The following is a 25,936-nucleotide window of genomic DNA, read 5'->3' on the forward strand; positions in this document are numbered from 1 at the left end:
CCCGCGCGGCGGTCGCCGACGCGGCGCGCGCCGAGGCAGCATGGACGACGTGACGCAGACGATCGACGCGGTGGCCGGCCTGCTCGCCGCCGGTGGTGTCGTGGTCCTCAGCGGCGCGGGCCTGTCCACGGAGTCGGGCATCCCCGACTACCGGGGGCCCAGCGGCGTGGCCCGCCGGCACACCCCGATGACGTTCCAGGCGTTCACGCAGGACCCGGCGGCGCGGCGTCGCTACTGGGCGCGCAGCCACCTGGGGTGGCGCACGATCGCCCGCGCCGCGCCCAACGGCGGGCACGCCGCGGTGGCCCGGTTGCAGCGCGGCGGGCTCGTCGACGCGGTGATCACCCAGAACGTCGACGGCCTGCACACCGCCGCCGGGTCGGCGTCGGTGGTGGAGTTGCACGGGCGTCTCGACGCGGTGGTGTGCCTCGACTGCGGCGACCGCACCACGCGCGAGAGGCTGGACCGGCGGCTGCGGGAGGCGAACCCGGGGTTCTCGGCGGCGGTCGCGGCGGTCAACCCGGACGGCGACGTGGACCTGCCCGACGCGCAGGTGGCCCGGTTCCGGCCGGTGGACTGTGAGTGCTGTCGCACCGGCATGCTGAAACCGGACGTGGTGTTCTTCGGGGAGACGGTGCCGCCGGCGCGGGTCGCGGCGTGTTTCGACCTGGTGCAGCGGGCCCGGGCCCTGCTGGTGCTCGGCTCGTCGTTGACGGTGATGTCGGGGCGTCGGTTCGTGATCCGGGCGGCGAAACAGGGCATTCCGGTGGCGATCGTCAACCAGGGGCCCACCCGCGGCGACGACTACGCCACCGTCCGCGTCGACGCCCCGCTGGGCGTGGCGCTGCCGGAACTGGCCGACCGCCTCACCGCCGCCGTGCCCCTGGCCGCGGCGCGCGCCGACGGCGCGGTGGCCCACGGCTGATCCCGGGGCGGGGACGACATCCGCCGGTAACAGCGGCGCTGGTAGCGTGGTCGGTGCCGGTACCCCGCGTGGGAGAGACCGCCCGAGGTGTTCGGGGCGGCGCCGAAGGGGCAGCTTCCTCCCCGGAACCTCTCAGGCAGAAGGACCACGTGGGCAGGCACTGTGGAGCGCCCTGCCCGGGGTGCGACTCAGGGGGAGGCCGACCTGTCGACCTCACCCCGGGGAGCGCCGCCACATGACCGCAGAGCAGTTCGCCGCCCGTCACATCGGCCCCGACGGCGCCGACGAGCGCCGCATGCTCGACGTCGTCGGCTACGACTCGATCGACGAGCTGATGGACGCGGCGATCCCCGAGGTGATCCGCTGGCACGGCGCCCTGGACCTGCCGGAGCCGGCCAGCGAACACGACGCCCTCGCCGAGCTGCGCGAGATCGCCGGCCGCAACACCGTCGCCGTGTCCATGATCGGGCTGGGCTACCACGGCACGCACACCCCGGCGGTGATCCGCCGCAACGTGCTGGAGAACCCGGCCTGGTACACGGCGTACACGCCGTACCAGCCGGAGATCAGCCAGGGCCGGCTGGAGGCGCTGCTGAACTTCCAGACGATGGTCACCGACCTGACGGGGCTGGCCACGGCCAACGCGTCGATGCTCGACGAGGCCACGGCCGCGGCGGAGGCGATGACCCTGGCCCGGCGGGCGTCGAAGTCCCGCAGCGGCGTGTACGTGGTCGACGCCGACGCGTTGCCGCAGACCATCGCCGTGATCACCAGCCGGGCGCAGCCGCTGGGCATCGAGGTGCGCGTGGTGGACCTGGACGCCGACGAGCTGCCGGGGGAGTTCTTCGGCCTGCACCTGCAGTACCCGGGGGCGTCGGGGGCCGTACGCGACCACACGCCGCTGGTCGCGGCGGCCCACGCGGCCGGGGCGCTGGTGACGGTGGCCGCGGATTTGCTGGCGTTGACGCTGCTGCGCGCGCCGGGGGAGATCGGCGCGGACATCGCCGCCGGCACCACCCAGCGCTTCGGGGTGCCGATGGGCTTCGGCGGCCCGCACGCCGGCTACCTGGCGGTGCGCGCCGGCCTGGAGCGGATGCTGCCCGGCCGCCTCGTCGGGGTGTCCCGCGACGCCGACGGCAACCCGGCGTACCGGCTGGCGTTGCAGACCCGCGAGCAGCACATCCGGCGGGAGAAGGCGACCAGCAACATCTGCACCGCGCAGGTGCTCCTCGCCGTGATGGCCGGCATGTACGCCGTCTACCACGGCCCCGACGGGCTGCGGGCGATCGCGCAGCGTACCCATGCGATGGCGGCGCGGCTCGCGGCCGGGTTGCGCGCGGGCGGGGTGAGCGTCGCGGACGTCGCGTTCTTCGACACGGTCGTCGCGACCGTGCCCGGCCGCGCCGGGCAGGTGGTCGCCGACGCGCAGCGGCGGGGGGTGAACCTGCGGCTGGTCGACGCCGACCGGGTGGGGATCTCGTGCGACGAGACGACCACCGCGGCGCACCTGTCGACGGTGTGGGCGGCGTTCGGGGTGCCCGCGTTCGACGGCGTCGTCGACGCGGCGTGGCCGGCGGGGCTGGCGCGCACGTCGGAGTTCCTGACCCACCCGGTGTTCGGCGCGCACCGCTCCGAGACGGCGATGCTGCGCTACCTGCGGCGGCTGGCGGACTTCGACTACGCCCTGGACCGGGGCATGATCCCGCTGGGCTCGTGCACGATGAAGCTGAACGCGACCACGGAGATGGAGCCGGTGAGCTGGGCGGAGTTCGCCCACGTGCACCCGTTCGCGCCGCCGTCGCAGACCGCCGGCTACCGGGAGTTGATCGCCCAGTTGGAGGGGTGGCTGGCGGAGGTGACCGGCTACGACGCGGTCAGCGTGCAGCCCAACGCCGGGTCGCAGGGGGAGCTGGCGGGGCTGCTGGCGATCCGCGCCTATCACGCCGACCGGGGCGAGGCGCACCGGGACGTGTGCCTGATCCCGTCGTCGGCGCACGGCACGAACGCCGCGTCGGCGGTGATGGCGGGGATGCGGGTGGTCGTGGTGGGCTGCGACGACGGCGGCAACGTCGACCTGGTCGACCTCGACGCGAAGATCGACAAGCATCGGGGCGCGCTGGCGGCGATCATGGTGACGTACCCGTCGACGCACGGGGTGTACGAGACGGGCATCGCGCAGTTGTGCGCGAAGGTCCACGACGCCGGCGGCCAGGTGTACGTCGACGGGGCGAACCTCAACGCGCTGGTCGGGTTCGCCAAGCCGGGCCGCTTCGGCGCGGACGTGTCGCACCTCAACCTGCACAAGACGTTCTGCATTCCGCACGGCGGCGGCGGGCCGGGGGTGGGCCCGGTGGCGGTGCGCGCGCACCTGGCCCCGTTCCTGCCCGGCGACCCGTGCGGCGACGGCGGCGACGGCCGGCCGGTGATCTCGGCGGCCCGGTACGGGTCGGCGGGGATCCTGCCGATCCCGTGGGCGTACCTGCGGATGATGGGCGCGGCGGGCCTGGCCCGGGCCACCGGGGTGGCGGTGCTCGCCGCGAACTACGTGGCGGCGCGGCTGCGGGAACACTTCCCGGTGCTGTACGCGGGCAACAAGGGCCTGGTGGCGCACGAGTGCATCCTGGACCTGCGGCCGGTGACGAAGGCCGCGGGGATCAGCGTCGACGACGTGGCCAAGCGGCTCATCGACTACGGGTTCCACGCGCCGACGATGTCGTTCCCGGTGGCGGGGACGCTGATGGTGGAGCCGACCGAGAGCGAGGACCTGGCCGAGCTGGACCGGTTCTGCGACGCGATGATCGCCATCCGCGCGGAGATCGACGCGGTGGCGTCGGGGCGCTGGCCGGCCGGCGACAACCCCCTGGCCAACGCGCCGCACACGGCGGCGATGGTGTCGGCCGACGAGTGGCCGCACCCGTATCCGCGGTCGGTGGCCGGCTACCCGGGGGGCGTGGACCGGGCCGGGAAGTACTGGCCGCCGGTGCGGCGCGTCGACGGCGCCTACGGCGACCGGAACCTGGTCTGCTCGTGCCCCGCGCCGGAGGCGTTCGAGGACTGAGCGCCGCGGCCGTACGGGGGACCCACCCGGTTCGAGGACCGGCGCGGGACGCCGGGGCGGTGCACGTGGCCGCCCCGGCCGGTGCGTCGACCTGGGGAGGGCAGCCCCGCGAGCGGGGGCTAGCCTGAGGTCGACGTGTGCGTCAGGTTGACGCTGGGTGAACGGTCAGGCCACGAGGGCGTGTCGGGCGGGGCCACGGTGGGGGGCGATGGTGCTGCCGTCGGGAAGGAGCTCGCCGGTGTCCTCGAAGACGATGACACCGTTGCAGAGCAGGCTCCAGCCCTGCTCAGGGAAGCAGGCGATGATCCGGGCGGCTTCCCGGTCGGTCGCTTCGGCAGAGGGGCAGGTGGGTTGGTGCTGGCACATCGGGTTCTCCGGACTGTGGGGGCACTGTGTCATGGTTCACATGACCAGTGACGCACAGTACCAAGCGACAGCGAGCCGCATCGAGCAGGTTCACGCCATGTCGCCGGGAAATCCACTGAACGGACGAGGGAGAATGGGCCGGACGGCGTGGAAGCGCTCCCACTGAGGCGAGTCGACGCACCCGCCGCCCCCACCCGCTGCCGCGACCGCCTCGCCGAACGCGACCGCCTCGAATGGCGGCTGACCGACGGTGGCGACCCCGCCGCGCTCGCCCAGGACTTCCTCACCGCCCACGGCCTCGGCGTCGACGACCTCACCCGCCCCGCCACCCACCGCCCCGACGGCCCCTGCGGCGCCGCCCTCTACCTTTCCGCCGCCGCAGCCGCCACCATGACCGCCGCCGCACCCGGCGCACCCACCCCCGCCCCCGCCCTGCCCGACCTCGCCATCGTCGTCTACGACCACACCACCCCCCGCCCCACCCCGCCACCGGCGCCCGAGAGCACCTGGTGGGTCGGCGACTGGACCCCCAGCTGGACCCCCCACCAACACGCCGCCGCCGTCACCACCGTCCGCGCCGCCATCGGCCGCGGCGACGTCTACCAGGCCAACCTCGTCGGCCACGCCGCCGCCCCCTACACCGGCAACCCCCACCCCGCCCTCGCCCGACTCGCCCGCCTCCCCGGCGCCCGCTACGGCGGCACCCTGCACGGCCCCGGCTGGGCCATCGGCTGCGCCTCACCGGAAACCCTCATCGCCGTCGAAGCCGGCCGCCTCGTCACCCGCCCCATCAAAGGCACCCGCCCCGCCACCGCCGCCGGCCGCACCGAACTGCTCACCTCCGCCAAGGAACGCGCCGAACACATCATGATCGTCGACCTGGAACGCAACGACCTCGCCCGCGTCGCCGCCACCGGCACCGTCACCGTCGACGAACTGTTCGCCGTACGCCGCTGGTGCGACCTGTGGCAGGCCGAATCCACCGTCTCCGCCGCCCCCGCCGACGGCCTCGGCCTCGCCGACCTGCTCCACGCGCTCTGCCCCGGCGGCTCCGTCACCGGCGCACCCAAACTCGCCGCCTGCGACGTCATCGCCGCCTGCGAACCCGTCGGCCGCGGCGCCGCCATGGGCGCCCTCGGCTGGATCGCCCCCGGCCACCTCGACCTCGGCCTCACCATCCGCACCGCCGCCGCCGACGCCCACCACCTGCACACCTGGGCCGGCGGCGGCATCACCTGGGACAGCGACCCCGACGCCGAAGTCGCCGAAGCCGCCGCCAAGGCCCAGCCCGTCCGCGCCGCCCTCACCAACCGATAACCTGCTGGCATGACGATGCGCCCCATCCGGATCATCGGCGACCCGGTGCTCCGCACCGCCTGCGAACCGGTCACCACCTTCGACGCCGACCTACGCGCCCTGGTCACCGACCTCATGGACACCCTGCTCGGCGCCCCCGGCCGCGCCGGCGTCGCCGCCAACCAGATCGGCGTGCCCGCCCAGGTCTTCGTCTACGACGCCGACGGCCACCGCGGCCACATGATCAACCCCACCCTGGAATTGTCCGACGAAACCCAGGACGACGACGAGGGCTGCCTGTCCATCCCCGGCCTCTACTTCCCGACCCCCCGCGCCCTGCACGCCACCGCACACGGCTTCGACCAGCACGGCGAACCACTCACCATCTCCGGCAGCGGATTCCTCGCCCGCGCCCTGCAACACGAGACCGACCACCTCCACGGCCGCCTCTACGTCGACACCCTGCGCGGCGACACCCGCCGCAAAGCCCTCCGCGAGATCCGCGCCGGCCGCTACGACACACCCCGCCGCTGACCACCGCCTCGACCCGAGCACCGGCGGGCCGCCCCGCCACCCTCACCCCAACCGGGCCGTCAGCGCGTACTCCCCGTACTCGGCCACCACCGTGAACCCCAACCGCCGGTACATCCGCACCGCCACCCCGTTGTCGCCCCGCACGTTCAACGCCACGTGCTCCACCTCCCCGACCAACCGCCCACACAACGCCGCCACCACCGCCGCACCCAACCCCCGCCCCCGAAACCCCGGATGCGTCGTCACGTTCCCCAACGCCGCCACCCCCCACGTCGGCGAATACACGTGCACCCCCGCCACCGCGACCAGCGCCCCACCCCGACGCACCCCCACGTACCGGCCCGTGTCGAGCATCCGCGCGTCGAACCAGTTCCCCGGATACGCCGCCGCGTACAGACCCCGCAACTCCGGCAGATCCGCCGCCGTCAACAGCTGCCCCTCGGCGACCACCCCCGCCAACCGGGCCCGATCCGTCAACGCCATCTTCACGTGCCCCACACCACCACCGACGTCGAACCCGCCACCCAACGCCGCCACCAGACCAGGCGACAGATGCGCGTGCACCCGCGCCGGCAACACCGGCGTCAGATCCGCCAGCAACCCCGCCAACTCCGCCCGCCCACCCGGCCCGGCGAACGCCAACAGCGTCGGCGGCACCGCACCGTGATACAGCAACGCCACCTGCCCGCCACGACGAAACCACGACGTGTACGGCCAGAAGAAGTCGTCGAGATCACCCAACTCGTACGCGTGCAACGCCGGATCCCGCCCCAGCAGCCGACCCAACAACCCACGGTCGTGCTCGGCACGCGCCAACCCGCTCAGCGACACCCCTCGGCCGGCAGATTCTCGTGCGCCCACCGCGCCAACGCATCCAACGCCGGCAACACCGCCGCACCCCGCTCCGTCAGCTCGTAGCTGACCCCCACCGGCGGACCCTCCCGCACCGTGCGACTGACCAACCCCACCCGCACCAACTCACCCAACCGGTCCGACAACACCGACTCGCTGATCCCCGGCAACGCCCGCGCTAACTCCGCGAACCCCGCCGGCCCCAGCCCCAACGTCCCCAGCAACACCCCGTTCCACCGCTTGCCCAGGAACCCGAACGCCCGCGTCAGACCCTGGTCGCACACACGAGGAACGTCGTCGGCAGGGGAGCGCAGCGTCATGACCCCAGGATACGTGGCACCCGCCACGACACAGCAGCTTCGAAAAAGCTAGCTGCTACCGTAGGCGCAGCAACAACCCCACGAACCCGGAGGACACCATGACCGACACGACCACACCCCTGATCACCCTCCACCCCGACGCCCAAGCCCAACTCTTCACCGACGCCCGCACCGCCAACACCTTCACCGACGAACCCGTCACCGACGAACACCTGCGCGCCATCTTCGACCTCGCCAAGTACCCACCCACCGCCGCCAACACCCAACCCCTCCGCGTCCTCTACATCCGCCCCGGCGACGCCCGCGACCGCCTCCTCACCCACATGGCCGAAGGCAACCGCACCAAGACCGCCACCGCCCCCGTCGTCGCCATCCTCGCCGCCGACACCGACTTCCACGACCACATCCCCCGCATCTTCCCCATCCGCCCCGAACTGCGCGACGGCCTCGCCGCCGACCCCGCCACCCGCGACGGCATGGCCCGCTTCAACGCCACCCTCCAGATCGCCTACTGGCTCCTCGCCGTCCGCGCCGCCGGCCTCGCCGCCGGACCCATGGCCGGCTTCGACGCCGCCGGCGTCGACCGCGAATTCTTCGCCGACAGCAGCTGGCGCTCCCTGCTCGTCGTCAACATCGGCAAACCCGGCCCCGACGCCTGGTTCCCCCGACTGCCCCGCCTCGACTACGACGACGTCGTCCGCCACGCCTGACCCACCCCCGCCGGGCCGGCGCGCAACCACCACGCGCCGGCCCGTGCGGACAGCGGCAGCGCGACCGGCAGGCCGGCACCACCCCTCACCGACCCCGACGCCGCCGCAACCACACACCCACCCAACCCACCACCACGAACACCACCATCGAACACACCAACACCCTCAGCACCCCACCCACCCCCCAACACCCACGTAAGCTGCACAGAGTGCGCCTGGCCACCTTCAACCTGCTCCACGGCCGATCCCTCACCGACGGACTCGTCGACCCCCACCGACTCACCACCGCCGTCGCCGCCCTCGACGCCGACATCCTCGCCCTCCAAGAAGTCGACCGCGACCAAACCCGCAGCGGCAACCACGACCTCACCACCATCGCCGCCCACGCCCTCCACGCACCCCACCACCGCTTCGCCGCCGCCCTCGTCGGCACCCCCGGCGAACACTTCCGCCCCCTACGCCACGACGACGACGGACACGGCGAACCCCGCTACGGCATCGGCCTCATCACCCGCCACCCCGTACACACCTGGCAGGTCACCCGCCTCAAACCCGCCCCCGTCCGCTCACCCGTCTACATCCCCGGCCCCGACGGCGGCCTCGTCCTCCTACAGGACGAACCCCGCGTCATCCTCGCCGCCGTCCTCGACACCCCCCACGGCGACATCACCGTCGCCGCCACCCACCTCTCCTTCGTCCCCGGCTGGAACGCCCACCAACTCCGCCAGACCGTCCGCGCCCTCCGCACCCTCCCCGCCCCCCGCATCCTCCTCGGCGACCTCAACCTCCCCGCCACCCCCGCCCGACTCATCTCCGGCTGGACCCCCCTCGCCCGCCGCCCCACCTACCCCGCCACCCACCCCCGCGTCCAACTCGACCACATCCTCGCCGACCGCCACCTCCGCCACCGACTACCACCCGTCACCTCCACCGCCACCCCCACCTCCACCATCTCCGACCACCGCCCCCTCCTCGTCGACCTCGGCTAACCACCCCACCCCACAGCCCGCCGCGCCGCCCCCACCGCATTACGAAACAACATCGCCACCGTCGTCGGACCCACCCCACCCACCCGCGGCGTGATCGCCCCCGCCACCCGCGCACACGCCGGATCCACATCCGGCAACAACCGCCGCCCCGCATACCGCACCCCACCACCCACCACCACCGCACCCGGCCGCACATGCTCCGGCCGCACGATCCCCGGCACCCCCGCATGCACCACCGTCACCGCAGCATCCGCCGTCGCCCGCTTCTGCCCCAACAACATCGCCAACGGACGCCCCAACGTCGCACCCCGACCCAGCACCACCACCTCCCGACCCGCCACCGACACCCCATGAAACGCCAACAACGCCTCGATCCCCGCCGGCGTACACGGCACCGGCCCCGGCAACCCCAACGCCAACCGCCCCAGATTCACCGGATGCATCCCATCCACATCCTTGTCCGGATCCAGCACCTGCAACGCCCGCCCGTAATCCAGGCCCCCCGGAACCGGATGCTGCACCAACACCCCGTGCACCCCACGGTCGGCATTGAACTCCTCGATCACCCGATGCAGGTCCACCTGCGACGCCGACGCCGGCAACCGCACATGCGGCGACGCGAACCCCAACTCCGCCGCCCGCCGCCGCTTGATCCGGATGTACCCGGCGCTCGCGTCGTCGTCGCCGACCAGCACCGTCGCCAACGACGGCGTCACCCCCGCCGCCCGCAACGCGACGACCTCCGCCGCCACCTCACCCCACACCCGATCCGCCACCGGCCCACCCGGCAACAACCGCGCCACACCCACAGAACCCGTCGAAGAGGACACGCCAACCACCTCGCCCGCAGGGGCCCAGGCGGACGACCCCCACGACGAGCTCCCCGATGGTCCATCCCATCCCCGGTGCCGCCAGTCGCGTGCCACCCATCCTGCCGCAACCACCCCTCACCCCGCGTCCCCCCGCGCCGACACCAACCCCGCCAACACCCGATTCGTACGGTTCGACCGCACCGCCGCCCGCTGCTGACCCGCCGTCACCTCGATGTACGTCTGCGACGACGCCAACGACGCATGCCCCAACAACCGCATGATCTCCGCCGCGCTCGCCCCGTCCTCCGCCAACCGCGTCGCGAACGTGTGCCGCAACGCGTGCAACCGCGCCCCCTGCGGCACCCGGTCGACCACCCCCGCCCGCCGGAAACACGACTCCACCAGATACTGCAACCCACCCCGCCGCAACGGCTCACCGTGCCGATCCACCAGCAACGGCGACTCCGGCCGCACCGACCGCGACCCGAACCGCCGCGCCCGACTGTCCAGGTACGCCACCAGCACCCTGTCCAACTCCGGCTCGATCGGCACCACCCGCGGCCGACCCCCCTTGCCCGCCACCTCCACCCGACGCTCGCCCGGCCGCCCCGCCAGCGACGCCACCCGCAGCGCCAGCAGCTCCGCCAGGCGCAGTCCCGCACACAGCGCCAACGCCAGCACCGCCACGTCCCGCTCCGGCCACGGATCACGCTGCCGACCGTCCTGCCGGGACACCGCCGCGAGCAACTGCTCCGGGGTGTCCTCACCGCGCAGCGGCTTGGGCTGGGGGAGCGGGGCACGGGGACGCCCCACCGCCGGCATCGGGTTGCCCGCCACCACCTGCTCGGCCACCAGGAACGAGAAGAAGCTGTTCCACGTCGACCAGGCCCGATGCACCGACGCCACGGCGCGGGGCGCGGCGAACCGGGCGAACGCCGCCCGCATGACCCTGGGGGAGAGGGCCACGACCGGCAGCGCCTCGGGCGGCACGGCCGGGGTGACGACCTCCGCGGCCAGCGCCGCCACCGCCCGCAGATCCCGCCGGTACGCCGCGAGGGTGTGCGGGGACGGCTTGCGGGTGGCCCGGGCGGTCAGGAACTCCTCGACGAGACTCATTACCGATTCGTCCTGTTTGTCATGCATAAGCGATATTATGCATGATTTTCGGGTTCGCGGCGACCGCCGGCAGAGGGGGAGCGGATCCCACCCGCCCCGCCACGCCGAGGAAAAGAACGGCGCGGGCCCTCGACGGCGGGCGGTCGGTCGAAGGCGTGCCCGACGAACGCGGGCCACGGGACGCCGCCCGCGCGGCGGGCCCCGGCGGCACGTCAGGGTGATCGCCGCGGTGGGCCGGCGACACGGTCGGGGCGGCACACGACGGCGCGGGTGATTCGGGGTGGCGGACCGGGCCGTTTGTGGGTCGCGCCCGCGCAGGGCGCTCCGGCCCCTCTCGGAGGAGCCCCGGAATAGTCAACTTGACATAATGTACATTATCGAATCTCGTGTGGGCGTCGCGTTTACCGCTGGCTTCCCCCTGATGATCAACCTATGCTGGTCCGATGCCTCCGCTGTCGACCTGTTCACCCGCCGTCACGTTCGTGACGCGGGCACACGTCGCGTGCGGTGCGAGCGTCGTGGGCGCGCCGGTCGTCGTGGGCCAGGCCAGCGCCGTGGTCACCTACGGGCTGCCGAGCCCGACCGGCCGTGGCCCTCCGGCGGCGGTTCCCCTCCCCGAAACGACCGCCAGGGCGAAGCCGTAGAGCTTCGGCCCTTTTTCTTTTCCCCGGGTTTCTCATCGGAAGGACCGACCATGAGTGTGGATCATCGCAGCGTCGACCAGAAGTGGCTGGCTGAGCTACGCGCGTCCCTGGCGGACGAGTTCGCCACGCAGACGGCGCGGCTGCGGGAACTGACCGAGCTCAACGCCGACACGGGCGACCCGGGCGAGGCGCACACCCGGGCGGCGCTGGTGGTGGCCGCGCGGCGGGGCGTGGAGCAGGTCGCCGACGCCCTGCGGCGCATCGACGAGGGTGGGTACGGCGTGTGTGAGAGGTGTGAGCGGACCATTCCGGTGCAGCGGCTGGAGGTGGTGCCGTACGCCCGGTTCTGCGTGCCGTGTCAGGAGAGGTCGGCCGGCTGACGTGGGTGGCGCGTGGGCCGCCGCCCCGACCTGGGGTGGCGGCCCACCGCCGTGTCGGCCGCGCCGCGCTGGTCAGAGGCCGCCGGAGACGCGCAGGACGGTGCCGGTGGCGTAGCTGGCGTCGGGGCTGAGCAGCCAGGCGATGGCGGCGGCGATCTCGTCGGGTTCGCCGGCGCGGCCGAGTGGGATGCGACCGGCGGCGGTGTCGGCGCGGTCGGGTGCGCCGGAGAGGGCGTGCAGGTCGGTGCGGACGATGCCGGGGGCGACGCCGTTGACGCGGATGCCGTGGGGGGCGAGTTCCTTGGCGAGGCCGACGGTGAGGGTGTCGGTGGCGGCTTTGGCGGCGGCGTAGTGGACGTACTCCCCTGGGCTGCCGAGGGTGGCGGCGGCGGAGGAGACGTTGACGATGGCGCCGCCTCGGGTGAGGCGGCGGGCGGCTTGTTGGGCGCAGAGGACGTACCCGATGAGGTTGACGTCGACGACGTGGCGTAGGTCTTCGGCGCGCAGGTCGGCCAGGGGGCCGATGGGGCTGGTGACGCCGGCGTTGTTGACCAGGCCGGTGAGGGTGCCGAGGGTGGCGGCGGTGTCGAAGAGGTGGGCGACGGCGTCGGGGTCGGTGGTGTCGGCCTGGACGGCGAGGGCGTTTCGGCCGGTGGCCTGGATGTCGGCGACGACGCCGGTGGCGGCGGTGTGGTCGCGGCGGTAGGCGATGGCGATGTGGTGGCCTGCGTGGGCGAGGCGGCGGGCGGTGGCGGCGCCGATGCCGCGGCTGCCGCCGGTGACGATGGTGACGGGTGGCATCGGGTGGTCCTCTCCCCCGGTGTGTGGTGGTGACGTTACCGGTGGCGTGGGGCGCGGTGGCGGGTGTGATCGCTTACGCTGCCGGCGTCGGTTCGTGGAGAGGGGTGGTTGGGGTGGCGGGTGTGCGGGTCGGTGATGTGGTGGAGGATTTCGCGTTGCCGGACGAGACGGGTGCGTCTCGGCGGTTGTCGGAGTTTCTGGCGTCGGGGCCGGTGGTGTTGTTCTTCTATCCGGCGGCGATGACGCGGGGGTGCACGGCGGAGAGTTGTCATTTCCGGGATCTGGCGGCGGAGTTCGCGGCGGTGGGTGCGTCTCGGGTGGGGATCAGTCGGGATGGGGTGGAGCGACAGGCGGAGTTTTCGCGGTTGCACGGGTTCGACTTTCCGTTGTTGTCGGATGTCGACGGTGTGGTGGCGCGGCGGTTCGGGGTGTTGCGGCGGTTGCCGTTGGGGCCGTTGGGCACGCGGCGGATGACGTTCGTGATCGGGGTGGATCGGCGGGTGGTGGAGGTGGTGCACAGCGAGTTGGGGATGAACGAGCATGCGGATCGGGCGCTGCGGGCGTTGGGGGGTTGATCTTCGGGGTGTCGGTGCGGGCTGGTATCAAGGCAGGATCAAACAGGTGTACGGAAGAGGGTTGTGATGGTTGCCGCGGGCCAGGGTTTGTCCACTGACGAGGTGCAGAGCATCCGGGAGGCGTTGGCGGCGGGCCGGAAGCCGAGGGTGGTGTTCACCTCGTCGGCTGGTCAGATCGCCGGTCAGGTGGGTCAGGTGGTGGAGTTGACGGATCCGGCGGTGTCGGACGAGTTCGTGGTGGTGCGGTTCGGGCGTGACGAGTTGCCGTTCTCCCCCGCCGATGTGGCGGTGGCGCCGCGGGGGGCGGGTCGGAAGGCGGTTGCGGCGGCGGAGGCGCCGCCGGAGTCTGAGCCGGAGCCGGCGGTGGTGGAGCCGGAGTTCGTGTTGGACACGCCGCGGGTGCCGGCGCAGCGGCGGGAGGAGCCGAGGGTGGAGCAGGAGCAGGATCAGGTGGAGGCGAAGCCGGCGCGTAGGCCGGTGAAGGCGGTGAAGGCGGTGAAGCCGAAGGGGCCGGCGGGGTTGACGGTGACGTTGGCGTATGCGGAGGGTGAGTGGACGGTGGCGGCGCAGCAGGGTGCGAAGGCGTTGGCGAAGCCGTATGTGGTGAAGCCGGCGGAGGCGTTGCGGATGGTGGCGTTGGTGGATGTTCCGGGGGTGCAGGAGGCGGTGGAGCAGATTCTGGCGGCGGAGCGGGCGGAGGCGGAGCAGCAGGCGGAGAAGTTGCGGGCGGAGTTGGCGGAGATCGAGGCGCGGTTGGCGGAGTTGCGCGAGGCGGGTTGATGGTGCCTCTCCCCCGCCCCCGTCGCTGTGTGCGGCGGGGGCGGTTTTGTGTGTGGGGCCGGCGCGTGGGGAGTCGCGCCGGCCCCGGGGCGGGTGGTCAGTGGGTGGGGATGTGGGCGACGCCGATGCGCTTGCGGAAGACCCAGTAGGTCCAGCCCTGGTAGGCCAGGACGATGGGGGTGAAGATGACCGCCACCCAGGTCATGATCTTGAGGGTGTAGGGGGTGGAGGCGGCGTTGGTGGCGGTGAGGGTGCCGGCGGGGTCCAGCGTGGAGGGCATGACGTTGGGGAAGAGCGCGGCGAAGAGGGTGGCGACGGCGAGGGCGATGGCGAGGGCGGTGCCGGTGAAGGCCCAGCCTTCGCGGCGGGCGCGGGCGGCGGCGAGGCCGCCGAGGAGGGCGAGGGCGGCGCCGGTGGCGAGCGCGACGGCGGTGGCGTTGGAGCGGATGGTGAGGGACCAGCCGAGGAAGGCGACGGCGGCGATGGCGGTGCCGACGCCGAGTTTGGGGGCGAGGGCGCGGGCGCGGTGGCGGATGTCGCCGGTGGTCTTGAGGGCGAGGAAGACGGCGCCGTGGGTGAGGAAGAGGCCGAGGGTGGTGGCTCCGCCGAGGAGGGCGTAGGGGTGGAGCAGGTCGGTGAGGCCGCCGACGTATTCGTGGTCGGCGTCGAGGGGTACGCCGCGGAAGATGTTGGCGAAGGCGACGCCCCACAGGACGGCGGGGATGGCGGAGCCCCAGAAGATGGCGTGGTCCCAGCGGCGTTTCCAGGTGGCTTCGGGGCGCTTGTGGCGGTATTCGAAGGCGACGCCGCGGGCGATGAGGGCGAGCAGGATGAGCAGGAGGGGCAGGTAGAAGCCGGAGAAGAGGGTGGCGTACCACTCGGGGAAGGCGGCGAACATGGCGCCGCCGGCGGTGATGAGCCAGACCTCGTTGCCGTCCCAGACGGGGCCGATGGTGTTGATGAGGACGCGGCGTTCGCGGTCGTCGCGGCCGAGGACGGGTAGGAGCATGCCGACGCCGAAGTCGAAGCCTTCGAGGATGAAGTAGCCGGTGAAGAGCACGGCGACGAGGAGAAACCAGATGGTGGTGAGTTCCACGGTGGGGCTCCGGGTCAGTAGGCGAAGGCGAGCGGGCGCTCGGTGTCGTCGTCGGTGGGTTCGGGGTCGGGGGTGAGGTCGGGTACGCCGGCTTTGGCGTAGCGGACGAGAAGTTTGAGTTCGATGACGGCGAGGGTGGCGTAGATGAGGGTGAAGGCGGTGAAGGAGGTGAGGACTTCGGTGAGGGAGACGGTGCGGGAGACGCCGTTGCGGGTGAGCATTTCGCCGAAGACGATCCAGGGTTGGCGGCCCATTTCGGTGAAGATCCAGCCGAAGGAGTTGGCCAGCAGCGGCAGCAGCGGCATGACGAGGGCGGCGCGGAGCAGCCAGCGGTTGGTGGGGGTGCGGCCCTTGCGTTGGCTCCAGAGCACCAGCAGGGCGATGGCGGCGGCGGCGAGGCCGAGGCCGATCATGAAGCGGAAGCTCCAGTAGGTGACGGGGATGATGGGGGCGTAGTCGCCGGGGCCGTACTGGGTGGCGTATTGGGCCTGGAGGTCGTTGATGCCCTGGACGGTGCCGTTGGGGTCGCCGGTGCCGAGGAACGACAGCAGGTAGGGGATCTTGAGGGCGAAGATCTCGCGGCTGCCGTCGAGGCTGCCGACGGTGAGCACGGAGAACGAGGCGGGGCTTTCGGTGGTGTAGAGGCCCTCGGCGGCGGCCATTTTCATGGGCTGCACCTCGGTCATGATCTTGCCTTGGATGTCGCCGGTGAGCAGCACGAGGGTCGAGGAGGCCAGGACGACCCAGGCGCCGAATCTGGTGGCGAAGCGGTAGGCGTCGGTGTCGGCGCTGTCGCGGTGGCGCATGACGTGCCAGAGGCTGACGGTGACGACGAGGGCGCCGGCGACGAGGAACGATCCGGCGAGGGTGTGGGGGAAGGTGACGAGGGCGACCTTGTTGGTGAGGACGGCGAGGAAGTCGGTGAGTTCGGCGCGGCCGGTGTCGGGGTTGATGCGGTAGCCGACGGGGTTCTGCATGAAGGAGTTGGCGGCGAGGATGAAGTAGGCGGAGAGGTTGGTGCCGATGGCGGCGGCCCAGATGCTGGCGAGGTGGAGGCGTTTGGGGAGGCGGTCCCAGCCGAAGATCCACAGGCCGATGAAGGTGGATTCGAGGAAGAAGGCGACGAGGGCTTCGATGGCCAGGGGTGCGCCGAAGATGTCGCCGACGAAGCGGGAGTAGTCGCTCCAGTTCATGCCGAACTGGAATTCCTGGACGATGCCGGTGACGACGCCCATGGCGAAGTTGATGAGGAAGAGTTTTCCGTAGAATTTGGTGAGTTTGAGGTAGCGCTCGTTGCCGGTGCGGTGCCAGAGGGTCTGGAGGATGGCGACGAGCACGGACAGGCCGATGGTCAGCGGCACGAACAGGAAGTGGTAGACGGTGGTGACACCGAACTGCCAGCGGGCGACGTCCAACGCGTCCACCTGGAACCCCCAGCCTTTCATACTACGAGACGTAGTAGATACTACTCGTCGTCGTAGACGATGTGGCAGGGGCGGAGGTCCCGACCCGGCCCGGGCCCAATGACCTTGATCACCCCCCGCCGGGCGGCCCGGGGGGCGTGCTCCCCTCTCCCCCGCCGGCCGAGCTCCCGGGCCTGGCGCGGGCGTGCGACCATCGACCGCTGATGGACACGCCCACCGCCCGCTGGCGGCCTCCCCTGATCTGGCGCGGCGCCCAACTGCTCGCCCGCGCCGTCGTCGGCGCCCTGGCCCGCCTGGAGGTCACCGGCGACGTGCCCGACGGGTTGCGTCGGGGGCCGCTGATCCTGGCGGCCAACCACCTGAGTCCCTTCGACCCGCTCGTGCTGGCCGCCGCCTGCCGCGCCCGCGGCGTCTCCCCCCGGTTCATGGCCACCGGCGGGCTGTTCCGCGCCCCGCTGCTGGGGGCGGCGATGCGCCGGGCCGGGCACCTGCGCGTCGACCGGGGCACCGCCGCCGTGCACCGGGCCCTGGACGACGCGGCGTGCGCCGTGGCCGCCGGGTCGGTGATCCTGGTGTATCCGGAGGGCCGCATCGGGCTGGACCCGGGCCTGTGGCCCGAGCGCGGCAAGACGGGCACCGCCCGGCTCGCCCTGGCCAGCGGCGCGGCCGTCGTGCCGGTGGCCCAGTGGGGCGCGCACGAGGTGCTGCCGTACCGGGCGCCGAAGGGCATGCTGCGCGCCGTGGCCCGGGCGTTGTGGCGGCGGCCGGTGGTGCGGGTGCGCTTCGGCGACCCGGTCGCGCTGGGCGACGTGGCCGCCGACGCGCCGGGCGCGGCCCGGCGGGTCACCGACCGGATCATCGACGCGATCACCGACACCCTGACGCCGCTGCGCCCCGACGAGCCCGACGTGCCGCGTCACGTCGACCCGGGCCGGCCCGTCGACACCTCCCGGGCGCACCGTCGCCGGCTGCCCTGACGCGCCGGGCTCGCCGGTGTGGCGTGCCGCTCGCCTGCCGGTCATCGGGCGTCGGCCGGGGCGGGGCATACTGCCGTGCGTGCAGTCCCCCGCCGCCTATCTCGACGCGCCCGCGCCGCTGGCGTTCGCCCACCGCGGCGGCGCGGCCCACGGCGACGAGAACACCGCCGAGGCGTTCGCCCGCGCGGTGGGCCTGGGCTACCGGTACGTCGAGACCGACGTGCACGCCACCGCCGACGGGGTGGCCGTGGTGTTCCACGACGCGACCCTGCGGCGGGTCACCGGGCAGCCGGGGCGCATCGCGGACCTGCGCTGGGCGGATCTGGCGTCGGTGCGCGTGGGCGGGGCGGCCGTGGTGCCCCGCCTCGACGACGTGCTCGGCTCCTGGCCGCGGGTGCGGTTCAACGTCGACGTGAAGGCAGACGGGGCGGTCGCGCCGACCGTCGCCGCGCTGGAGCGGGTCGCCGCCGGCGACCGGGTGCTGCTGGCGTCGTTCAGCGACGCCCGGCTGGCCCGGCTGCGGGCGGCCACGCGCGGGCGGGTCGCCACGGGGCTGGGCGCGCGGGGGGTGGCCCGGCTGCGGGTGGCGTCGCTGCACGGGCGGCCGGTGCGGCTGCACCCGTCGGTGGTGGCGGCGCAGGTGCCGCCGCGCTACGGCCGGCTGCCCGTGGTCGACCGCCGGTTCCTGGCGTACGCGCACGGGCTGGGGTTGCACGTGCACGTCTGGACGATCGACGAACCTGCCGAGATGCACGAGTTACTTGATCTTGGGGTGGATGGCATCATGACCGATCACGTCGGCGTGCTGCGCGACGTCTACCGCAGCCGCGGCCACTGGGCCGCCTGAGACCGGCGGAGGAAACCGATGGCCGAGACGGTCACCCCCGACGTGGCGACCCCGCCGCCTGCCAGCACCGCCCGCGAGCGGCGCGGCTGGTACCTCTACGACTGGGCGAACTCGGCGTTCCAGACGACGGTGATCACGGTGTTCCTCGGCCCGTTCCTGACCACCGTCACCGAGTTGGCCGCCGGCTGTGAGCTGGGCGCCGACCGCTGCGACGGGTACGTGCACCCGCTGGGCATCCGGGTCGCCGCCGGCTCCTACTACCCGTACCTGATCTCCCTGTCGGTGTTCCTGACCGTGTTCGTGCTGCCGGTGGTCGGCGCGGTGGCCGACCGGTCGGCGCACAAGAAGCGGCTGCTGGGCGCGGCGGCGTTCACCGGCGCGGGGGCGACGATCGCGTTCGCGTTCGTCACCGGCGAGCGGTACCTGCTCGGCGGGGCGCTGTTCCTGGTGGCCAACATCGCCTTCGGCGCGGCCGTGGTGGTCTACAACTCGTTCCTGCCGCAGCTGGGCGGGCCCGACGAACGCGACGGCATCTCCAGCCGCGGCTGGGCCATCGGCTACCTCGGCGGCGGGCTGCTGCTGGCCGCGAACCTCGTCGCGGTGACCATGCTCACCGAGGAGGGCGACCCGCAGCGCACCCTGGACCTGGCCCGCTGGTCGATCGTGTCGGCCGGGGTGTGGTGGGCGGCGTTCACCCTCGTTCCGCTGCGCTGGCTACGCGAGCGCCCCGCCGCCGCCGCGTCGGCCGGCGGCGGCAACGTGCTCACCGACGGGTTCCGGCAGCTCGGCCGCACCCTGCGCGAGGTCAAGGCGTACCCGTTGACGTTGTTCTTCCTGCTGGCGTTCCTGGTCTACAACGACGGCATCCAGACCGTGATCACCCTGGCCAGCCAGTACGGCACCGAGGAGCTGAAGCTGGGGCAGAGCACCCTGATCACCACCATCCTGCTGGTGCAGTTCCTCGCCTTCGGCGGGGCCCTGGGCCTGGGCGCGCTGGCCCGGCGCATCGGGGCGTGGAAGACGGTGCTGCTGAGCCTCGTGCTGTGGACCGGGGTGATCGTCGCCGCGTTCCGGCTGCCCGCCGAGGCGCCGCTGCCGTTCATGATCCTCGGCGGGGCCATCGGGCTGGTCCTCGGCGGCAGCCAGGCGCTGAGTCGGTCGCTGTTCAGCCAGCTCATCCCCGCCGGCAAGGAGGGCGAGTACTACGGCTTCTACGAGATCAGCGACAAGGGCACCAGCTGGCTCGGGCCCCTCGCGTTCGGGCTGGTGTTCCAGCTCACGGCGTCCTACCGGGTGGGCCTGGTCTCCCTGCTGATCTTCTTCGTGGTCGGGTTCGCGTTGCTGGCCGCCGTGCCGATCCGCCGCGCGATCGTCGCCGCCGGCAACACTCCCCCGAGGGTGCTGTAGGGCCGCCCACGCACCAAAATGATCGACGAGCATCGATCGACTAGGCTGCCCCGACGTGACCGACGACGCCGCTGCCACCCCGATCTGCCTGGCCCGGCCCCTCCCGGGCCCGGACGACGACCCCCGCCGCGGCTGCGCCGCCACCCGGGGCGCCGACGGCCGGCCGCTGCACGCCGCCGCCCTGAGGTTCTTCTGGGGGCCGATGGACTGCGGCAAGTCCACGATGGCCCTGCAGATGAACCACAACCACGCCCGGCAGGGCCGCCGCGGCCTGGTCACCACCCGCATCGACCGGTCCCTGGGCCCGCAGGTCACCACCCGCATCGGCCTGGCCCACGCCGCGATCGAGGTCACCGACGGCCTCGACCTGCGCGACCTGGTCAACGACGCCTGGGCCGAGGGGGTGCGCGTGGACTACCTCATCTGCGACGAGGCGTCCTTCTACAACCTCGAACACGTCGAGCAGATGGCCGACCTCGTCGACAACTACGACGTCGACGTGTACGCGTTCGGCCTGGCCACCGACTTCCGGTCCTGCCTGTTCCCCGCCGCCCGACGGCTGTTCGAACTCGCCGACTCCGTCGCCCGCATCCAGGTCGAGGTGCTGTGCTGGTGTGGCCGCGAGGGGCTGCTCAACGCCCGCGTCATCGACGGCCGGGTCGTGCGCGAGGGCGAACAGGTCGTCATCGGCGACACCGTGGACACCGCCGACGTGCGCTACCAGGTGCTGTGCCGGCGGCACTACCGCGCCGGCGAGCTGGGCCCCCGCGACTGACCGCGCCGGCGGCAGCGGGTCAGAACGGGTCACCGCAGACCCGCCAGTCGCCGTCCTCCTGCGCCATCGGCACCGTGCGTTCCTCGCCCGCGCCGCCGTCGCGGGTCAGCCGCGCGCGCACCGTCCCGGCCGGCCGGCCCCCCTTGGTGCGCACCGATACGTCGACGATCTCGTAGCCGGTGACCACCGGCGGCGTGCGCACCCAGCCGGCGAAACCGACCGCGCTCCAGCGGCTGCGCGACTGCGCGCACAGCCGCTCGTAGGCCCGCTCCACGTCGCCGGCGGCGACCTCCCGCAGGAACCCGTCGGCGCTGTCGCGGACCTGGTCGCCGGCCCCGGCCAGCATCTGCACGTTCCACGCGCCCAGCCCGGCCACCCCCACCAGGCACAGCCCCAGGCCCGCGCCGGCGGCCAGCAGACCGGTACGCGCCGGCCGGCCCCGCCGCGCCGGCCGCGTCCACTGCTGCCCACTGCCCATCACGTCGACCGTAGGCCCACCCGCCGCCGCCGCGCAGGCACTCGCCCCGGGTCGCCCCGCCCGGCCGCATCGTCTACGGTCGGCGGCACACGGACGCGACCCTGCGGAGGCGAGGCGACGATGACCCGTTACGTGCAGCCGGTGCCCACCCCCGGCGACCCGTACACCGGTGACCGGCTGCTGCGGTCCTGGCTGCGCCGCCTGCTCGGCCCCGCCGGGCACGACGCCGCGCAGCCCCGGCTGGTCGACCTGGCCGCCGACGTGGCCGGGCCGCTGCGCGCCGCGCACGCCGACGCCGAGGCCCACCCGCCGGTCCTGGTCCGCTACGACGGGTGGGGCGCGCGCGTCGACCGCATCGACACCTCCGCCGGCTGGCAGGCCCAACGCGCCGCCGCCGCCCGCCACGCGGTGGTCGCCCTGCCCTACCAGGTGTCCGCGCGGCAGCGGTGGGGGGCCGGCGCGCGGGTCGTCCAACACGCCCTGCTGCACCTGTACGGGCCGGAGTCGGCCACGTTCTCCTGCCCGGTGGCCATGGCCGACGGGGCGGCGGCGCTGCTGAGCCTGCCCGACGTCGACGCGGGCGTGCGCGACGCGTGGCTGCCCCGGCTGACCTCCACCGACCCCGACACGGCGATCGTGTCCGGGCAGTGGATGACCGAGTCGCAGGGCGGCTCCGACCTGTCCGGTTCCAGCACCGTGGGCCGGCCCGCCGCCGACGGGTCGTGGCGGCTGACCGGGCAGAAGTGGTTCTGCTCCGCCGCCGACGCGCCGATGGCGGTGGCCCTGGCCCGACCCGAGGGCGCCGGGCGGGGCAGCCGGGTGCTCGCCCCGTTCCTGGTGCCCCGCTACGCCGCCGACTCGCCCCTGTCCGGGGTCACCGTCGCCGCCGACTCGCCCGCCCCCGGCGTCACCGTGCACCGGCTCAAGGACAAGCTGGGCACGTGGGCGCTGCCGACCGCCGAGATCGGCCTGACCGACGCGTATGCGCTGCCGCTGGGCGACCCGGACGTGCCCGGCCTGGCCCGGGCGATGACCCTGGTGGTGGTGACCCGGGTGCACAACGCCGCCGCCGCGGCCGGCGGGATCCGCCGCGGCCTGGACTACGCCCGCGCCTACGCCACCGCCCGCGCCGTCGCCGGGGGCCGCCTCGCCGACAGCCCGCTGCACCGGGCCACCCTCGGCGCGCTCGCCGTCGACGCCGCCGCCGCGTTCGCCCTGGCCGGGCACGCGTTCGCGCTGCTCGGCCGCGTCGAGGCCGCCGCCGACGCGGACGCCGCCGCCGAGCTGCGGGTCGTCGCGCCCCTGGCGAAGCTCGCCACCGGCCGCCTCGCCGTGGCCTGCGCCAGCGAGTACGTGGAGGCGTTCGGCGGCGCCGGCTACGTCGAGGACACCGGCGTGCCCCGGCTGCTGCGCGACGCGCAGGTCCTGCCGATCTGGGAGGGCACCACCAACGTGCTCGCCCTGGACGTGCTGCGCGCCGTCGCCCGCGACAACGCCGACGCGCCCCTGCTGGGCCGCCTCGCCGCCGCCGTCGACCTGGCCCGGCCGCTGTCGCCGGCCCTGGCCGACACCCTCGCCGACGTCACCGGGGAGCTGACCGCCGCCCTCGCCGACGTCGTCGCCGACCCGCGCGCCACCGGCGTCGTCGCCGGCGCCCGCGCGCTGGCGTTGCGCCTGGCGGCGGCGCTGACCTGCGCCCTGCTCGTCGAGCACGCCGCGTGGGGCGACGAGCAGGCCCGCGTCGCCGCCGAGCTGTGGGCGCGGCGGCGGCTGCGCCACGCCGACATCTCCGCCGACGCGCACCGCCACCTCGACCTGCTCTGCTGAGCAGCTAGGCGCGCCGCCGCGCCCGCGCCGCCCAGATCGCGTACGCGGGGTCGCGGTCCAGGTTGTGTCGGTCCCGGTCGTAGCGGCGGGTGGTCCGCGGGTCGGCGTGCCCCATCGCGTCCTGCACGTCCTCCAACGGCACCCCCTCCGCGCGGGCCGTCGTGGCGAACGCGTGCCGCAGCGAGTGCGGCGACAGCTTCTCCCACGCCGGGATGCCCGCCACCCGGGCCAGCCGCCGCACCAGCCGGAACACCGAGTGCCGGTCCAGCCGCGCGCCGGTCGCGGTGACCAGCAGCGGCCCGGTCACCTCGTGGACGCCCACCCCCCGCGCCGCCGCCCGCTGCGCGAGGTAGGCGTCCACCTCGTGCGCCGTGGACGGGGTCAGCGCCCGCCGCCGCGGCTTGCCGCCCTTGCCGACGAACCGGACGCTGCGGTGCCCCCGCTCCGCGCCCAGGTCGGCCACGTCCAGCGACACCAGCTCCCCCACCCGCAACCCGAGGTCGGCCAGCAGCGCCACCGCCGCCCGGTTGCGGGCCGCCGTCGGCCCCGTCTCGGCCTGCGCGGCGGCCAGCAGCGCGTCCACCTCCTGCGGGGTCAACCCGACCGTCGAGGAGTGGTCCCGGTCGACGCGGGGCCGGTCGGCGGCCGTCACCGGGTTCGCCTCCACCGCCCGCAGCTTGACCAGGAAGTCGTACCAGCTCGACAGGGCCGACAGCTTGCGGGCCACCGTCGCCGGGGTCAACGGCCGGCCGCTGCGCGCCGCCGGGGTGGCCTCCAGCTCCCGGCCGTAGGCGTTGACGTCGAGGAAGTTCGCCCGCAGCGGGTCCAGCTCCCGCGCCCGGCACCACGCCAGCCAGCCCGCCACGTCCCGCCGGTAGGCGTCGCGGGTGTGCTCGGACAACCGGCGGTTACGCAGCCACGCCTCGGTGAAGTCGCCCGGACCGGCCCCGCGCAGGGCCGGACGGGCCACGCCACGCGGCAGCACCGGGAACTCGGGACGAAGCATGGGTGAAAGGTTCTCAGCCTTCGTGCGCATCGGCGGTGAGGCGCGCCCGAGGGGTTTCCCGGCCCGGCCGCCCGCCGCCGGCCGGCTCGTCGCCGACCCCGCCGCCGCTGACCCGCCAACACCGGTCGTAGCCGACCGCGTCGGCGAACCACACGTCGTGGGTCACCAGCACCACCGTGCCCCGGTACGCGCGCAGCGCCTCCTGCACCACGTCGAGGGAGTCGAAGTCGAGGAAGTTCGTGGGCTCGTCGAGCAGCAGCACCCGCGCCGGGCCGTTCACCAGCACCGCCAGCACCAGCCGGCGCAGCTCCCCGGCCGACAGCAGCCGCAGCGGCTGGCCCCACTGCTCCGGGCCGAACAGGTGCGCGTCGAGCAGCCGTTCGGCCTCGTCGACGTACACGGGCACCTGGGAGCGGAACCACGTCAGCAGCGGGACGTCGGTGCGCAGCGCGTCGTGGGTCTGCGGCAGCAGCGCCACCGGCGCGCCGCGGGTGACCTCCCCGGCGTCGGGGTCGCGCAGGCCGGCGAGCAGCCGCAGCAGCGTGGTTTTGCCGGCGCCGTTGTCGCCGGTGAGCAGCACCCGGTCACCGGCGCGCAGCCGCAGGTCCACGCCCGCGAACAGGGTCCGGTCGCCGACGCGGGCGGCCAGGCCCCGCGCGGCGAGCACCTCCCGGCCGTCGTCCCCGGCCGGGTCGGGCAACGTCAGGGTCAGCGTCGGGCGGGTCTGCGGCTGCGCCAGCCACCGCAGCGAGTCCATCTGCCGGCGCAGCCGCCGCTGCCGCGCGGTGGCCTTGCGCGCCACCTTCTTCGCGTAGCGGCGCGCCTGGTCGGCGCCGAGGCCGCGGCGCACCGTCAGCTCCACCCCGCGCGCGTGTTCCCTGGTGCGCGCGATGTCGGCCAGCAGCCGCTGGTGGGCCTTCTCCTGCGCCTCGTAGTCCAGCAGCAGCCGCTGCCAGCGGCGGGTCTTCTCCGCCCGGTAGGCGGTGTACCCGCCGGTGTACGTCTGCGGCGTGTCGTGGATGCCGTCGAGTTCGACGACGCGGGTGACGGTGCGGTCCAGGAACGCCCGGTCGTGGCTGACCACCAGCACGCCGCCGCCGAACGCGGCGAGCCAGCCGCCGAGCCAGGCGATGCCGTCGGCGTCGAGGTGGTTGGTCGGTTCGTCGAGGATCAGCAGGTCCGGGGTGTCCAGCAGCACCCGGGCCAGGGTCAGCCGGGCCTGCTCGCCGCCGCTGACCCGGTGCAGCGGCGCGTCGTCGGGCAGGCCGGCCACGTCGAGGCGCTGGCGGACCTCGGCCAGCCGGGCCTGCGCCCGCCACCCGTCCAGGGCGGCGAAGCGGTCCTGCGCCTCGCCGTAGGCGCCCAGCGCGGCGGTGTCCCCGCCGGCCAGCCGCCGCTCCAGCGTCCGTAGCCGCCGGTCGAGCCGGCCCACGTCGCCGAGGCCGGCGGCGAGGAACTCCCCGACGGTGACCGTCGGGTCGGGCGGCTGCTGGGCGAAGTAGCCGATCCGTGTGCCGGGGGCGAGGGCGACGTGCCCGGTCGACGGCGGCTCGGCCCCGGTGAGCACCCGCAGGAGGGTGGACTTGCCGACGCCGTTGGGGCCGACGAGGCCGACCCGGTCGCCGGCGTTGACGATGAGGTCGACGCCGGTGAACAGCGGCTCGGCGTCGTACTGCAAGCTGACGGACACGGCCTTCAACACGGTGAACCTCCGCGGGACGGCAGGCGGGCCGGGACGCCCACGACGGACGGCCGGTCGGTGCGCGTGGCGGCGGGGCGGTCGGCCCGGCCGCGGCCTGCGGGATCACATGTGCTGGTCGGCTCCGGTGTCTCGGCGGCAGGGGACGCCGTCGAGTCTGGCATCCCCCCGCCGCCGCCCGCGACCGGTTTACCGGGTGTGGGCGGCGGCGGGGGTGCGGTCGGGGGCCCGGCGGCGGGCGC

25 protein-coding genes and 1 riboswitch are annotated in these 25,936 nt (G+C 73.8%); of the genes, 14 read left to right on the forward strand and 11 right to left on the reverse strand.

The genetic code is table 11. The features are described from left to right. The first annotated feature begins 49 nt into the window (after positions 1-49). Both ACFYWL_RS15655 and gcvP read left to right on the forward strand, forming a co-directional pair. Positions 50-925 (forward strand): NAD-dependent protein deacetylase, encoded by an 876-nt coding sequence (locus ACFYWL_RS15655; protein ID WP_386972741.1) that lies wholly within the window; start codon positions 50-52, stop codon positions 923-925. A gap of 59 nt (positions 926-984) precedes the next feature. Then, a riboswitch (glycine riboswitch) is annotated at positions 985-1,083 on the forward strand. A 77-nt stretch (positions 1,084-1,160) separates the two neighbouring features. Further along, positions 1,161-3,983, forward strand: a complete 2,823-nt coding sequence (gcvP, locus tag ACFYWL_RS15660) for an aminomethyl-transferring glycine dehydrogenase (protein WP_386972744.1) — start codon at positions 1,161-1,163, stop codon at positions 3,981-3,983. Positions 3,984-4,148: 165 nt separating this feature from the next. Here the strand turns inward: gcvP and ACFYWL_RS15665 are convergent, their stop codons facing one another. Next, complete coding sequence (locus ACFYWL_RS15665) at positions 4,149-4,349, reverse strand: DUF5999 family protein (RefSeq protein WP_043969126.1); 201 nt, start codon at positions 4,347-4,349, stop codon at positions 4,149-4,151. Positions 4,350-4,496: 147 nt separating this feature from the next. Here ACFYWL_RS15665 and ACFYWL_RS15670 point away from each other — a divergent pair, with 147 nt between their 5' ends. Together ACFYWL_RS15670 and def are read left to right on the forward strand one after the other, a co-directional pair. Then, positions 4,497-5,666, forward strand: coding sequence for a chorismate-binding protein (locus tag ACFYWL_RS15670; RefSeq protein ID WP_386972746.1), 1,170 nt, complete (start codon positions 4,497-4,499; stop codon positions 5,664-5,666). A 9-nt stretch (positions 5,667-5,675) separates the two neighbouring features. Beyond that, positions 5,676-6,179, forward strand: a complete 504-nt coding sequence (gene def / locus ACFYWL_RS15675; RefSeq protein ID WP_386972749.1) for a peptide deformylase — start codon at positions 5,676-5,678, stop codon at positions 6,177-6,179. A gap of 42 nt (positions 6,180-6,221) precedes the next feature. Here the strand turns inward: def and ACFYWL_RS15680 are convergent, their stop codons facing one another. Beyond that, positions 6,222-6,965, reverse strand: coding sequence for a GNAT family N-acetyltransferase (locus tag ACFYWL_RS15680; protein ID WP_386972751.1), 744 nt, complete (start codon positions 6,963-6,965; stop codon positions 6,222-6,224). A 35-nt stretch (positions 6,966-7,000) separates the two neighbouring features. Further along, positions 7,001-7,351 (reverse strand): winged helix-turn-helix transcriptional regulator, encoded by a 351-nt coding sequence (locus ACFYWL_RS15685; protein WP_386972754.1) that lies wholly within the window; start codon positions 7,349-7,351, stop codon positions 7,001-7,003. A gap of 98 nt (positions 7,352-7,449) precedes the next feature. On the opposite strand from ACFYWL_RS15685, the gene ACFYWL_RS15690 reads away from it, so the two are divergent. Next, positions 7,450-8,061 (forward strand): malonic semialdehyde reductase, encoded by a 612-nt coding sequence (locus ACFYWL_RS15690; RefSeq protein WP_386972756.1) that lies wholly within the window; start codon positions 7,450-7,452, stop codon positions 8,059-8,061. A 209-nt stretch (positions 8,062-8,270) separates the two neighbouring features. Beyond that, complete coding sequence (locus ACFYWL_RS15695; RefSeq protein WP_386972759.1) at positions 8,271-9,050, forward strand: endonuclease/exonuclease/phosphatase family protein; 780 nt, start codon at positions 8,271-8,273, stop codon at positions 9,048-9,050. On the opposite strand, the gene ACFYWL_RS15700 is transcribed toward ACFYWL_RS15695, so the two are convergent. After that, the gene (locus ACFYWL_RS15700) at positions 9,047-9,859 is read right to left on the reverse strand and encodes a bifunctional 5,10-methylenetetrahydrofolate dehydrogenase/5,10-methenyltetrahydrofolate cyclohydrolase (protein WP_386973221.1); all 813 of its coding nucleotides are present in this window, start codon (positions 9,857-9,859) and stop codon (positions 9,047-9,049) included. The two genes, ACFYWL_RS15695 and ACFYWL_RS15700, sit on opposite strands and share 4 nt — an antisense overlap. Positions 9,860-9,997: 138 nt before the next feature. Then, positions 9,998-11,005, reverse strand: coding sequence for a tyrosine-type recombinase/integrase (locus tag ACFYWL_RS15705; RefSeq protein ID WP_386972762.1), 1,008 nt, complete (start codon positions 11,003-11,005; stop codon positions 9,998-10,000). Positions 11,006-11,672: 667 nt separating this feature from the next. Between ACFYWL_RS15705 and ACFYWL_RS15710 the strand changes: the two genes are divergently transcribed. Then, the gene (locus tag ACFYWL_RS15710) at positions 11,673-12,002 is read left to right on the forward strand and encodes a TraR/DksA family transcriptional regulator (protein ID WP_386972765.1); all 330 of its coding nucleotides are present in this window, start codon (positions 11,673-11,675) and stop codon (positions 12,000-12,002) included. A gap of 72 nt (positions 12,003-12,074) precedes the next feature. Here the strand turns inward: ACFYWL_RS15710 and ACFYWL_RS15715 are convergent, their stop codons facing one another. After that, positions 12,075-12,803 carry an SDR family NAD(P)-dependent oxidoreductase gene (locus ACFYWL_RS15715; RefSeq protein WP_386972767.1) on the reverse strand — a complete coding sequence of 243 codons (729 nt, stop codon included), beginning with the start codon at positions 12,801-12,803 and terminating at the stop codon, positions 12,075-12,077. 113 nt (positions 12,804-12,916) lie between these two features. Between ACFYWL_RS15715 and ACFYWL_RS15720 the strand changes: the two genes are divergently transcribed. Beyond that, positions 12,917-13,378, forward strand: a complete 462-nt coding sequence (locus ACFYWL_RS15720) for a peroxiredoxin (RefSeq protein ID WP_386973224.1) — start codon at positions 12,917-12,919, stop codon at positions 13,376-13,378. 66 nt (positions 13,379-13,444) lie between these two features. Further along, on the forward strand, positions 13,445-14,158 hold the full coding sequence (locus tag ACFYWL_RS15725; RefSeq protein ID WP_386972769.1) for a hypothetical protein: 714 nt from the start codon (positions 13,445-13,447) through the stop codon (positions 14,156-14,158). Positions 14,159-14,255: 97 nt separating this feature from the next. On the opposite strand, the gene cydB is transcribed toward ACFYWL_RS15725, so the two are convergent. Both cydB and ACFYWL_RS15735 read right to left on the reverse strand, forming a co-directional pair. Beyond that, positions 14,256-15,254 carry a cytochrome d ubiquinol oxidase subunit II gene (gene cydB / locus ACFYWL_RS15730; RefSeq protein WP_386972771.1) on the reverse strand — a complete coding sequence of 333 codons (999 nt, stop codon included), beginning with the start codon at positions 15,252-15,254 and terminating at the stop codon, positions 14,256-14,258. 14 nt (positions 15,255-15,268) lie between these two features. After that, positions 15,269-16,678: a cytochrome ubiquinol oxidase subunit I gene (locus ACFYWL_RS15735; protein WP_386973227.1), complete on the reverse strand. Its 1,410-nt coding sequence runs from the start codon at positions 16,676-16,678 to the stop codon at positions 15,269-15,271. A gap of 203 nt (positions 16,679-16,881) precedes the next feature. Here ACFYWL_RS15735 and ACFYWL_RS15740 point away from each other — a divergent pair, with 203 nt between their 5' ends. From ACFYWL_RS15740 to ACFYWL_RS15755, 4 genes are all read left to right on the forward strand, one after another. After that, a complete protein-coding gene (locus ACFYWL_RS15740) occupies positions 16,882-17,655 on the forward strand; it encodes a lysophospholipid acyltransferase family protein (RefSeq protein WP_386972773.1) in 774 nt (257 codons plus the stop codon). A 79-nt stretch (positions 17,656-17,734) separates the two neighbouring features. Next, positions 17,735-18,502, forward strand: a complete 768-nt coding sequence (locus ACFYWL_RS15745) for a glycerophosphodiester phosphodiesterase (protein ID WP_386972775.1) — start codon at positions 17,735-17,737, stop codon at positions 18,500-18,502. Between the two features lie 18 nt (positions 18,503-18,520). After that, the gene (locus ACFYWL_RS15750; protein ID WP_386972778.1) at positions 18,521-19,909 is read left to right on the forward strand and encodes an MFS transporter; all 1,389 of its coding nucleotides are present in this window, start codon (positions 18,521-18,523) and stop codon (positions 19,907-19,909) included. 55 nt (positions 19,910-19,964) lie between these two features. Next, the gene (locus tag ACFYWL_RS15755; RefSeq protein ID WP_386972781.1) at positions 19,965-20,684 is read left to right on the forward strand and encodes a thymidine kinase; all 720 of its coding nucleotides are present in this window, start codon (positions 19,965-19,967) and stop codon (positions 20,682-20,684) included. Positions 20,685-20,703: 19 nt separating this feature from the next. Here the strand turns inward: ACFYWL_RS15755 and ACFYWL_RS15760 are convergent, their stop codons facing one another. Next, positions 20,704-21,162: a hypothetical protein gene (locus tag ACFYWL_RS15760; protein WP_386972784.1), complete on the reverse strand. Its 459-nt coding sequence runs from the start codon at positions 21,160-21,162 to the stop codon at positions 20,704-20,706. A gap of 120 nt (positions 21,163-21,282) precedes the next feature. Between ACFYWL_RS15760 and ACFYWL_RS15765 the strand changes: the two genes are divergently transcribed. Then, complete coding sequence (locus tag ACFYWL_RS15765; protein ID WP_386972786.1) at positions 21,283-22,989, forward strand: acyl-CoA dehydrogenase family protein; 1,707 nt, start codon at positions 21,283-21,285, stop codon at positions 22,987-22,989. Between the two features lie 4 nt (positions 22,990-22,993). On the opposite strand, the gene ACFYWL_RS15770 is transcribed toward ACFYWL_RS15765, so the two are convergent. Further along, a complete protein-coding gene (locus ACFYWL_RS15770) occupies positions 22,994-23,995 on the reverse strand; it encodes a tyrosine-type recombinase/integrase (protein WP_386972789.1) in 1,002 nt (333 codons plus the stop codon). Between the two features lie 13 nt (positions 23,996-24,008). Further along, positions 24,009-25,685 (reverse strand): ABC-F family ATP-binding cassette domain-containing protein, encoded by a 1,677-nt coding sequence (locus ACFYWL_RS15775; protein WP_386972792.1) that lies wholly within the window; start codon positions 25,683-25,685, stop codon positions 24,009-24,011. Between the last annotated feature and the right edge of the window lie 251 nt (positions 25,686-25,936).

The organism is Micromonospora sp. NPDC002575, assembly GCF_042889525.1.
Lineage (GTDB): Bacteria > Actinomycetota > Actinomycetes > Mycobacteriales > Micromonosporaceae > Micromonospora > Micromonospora carbonacea.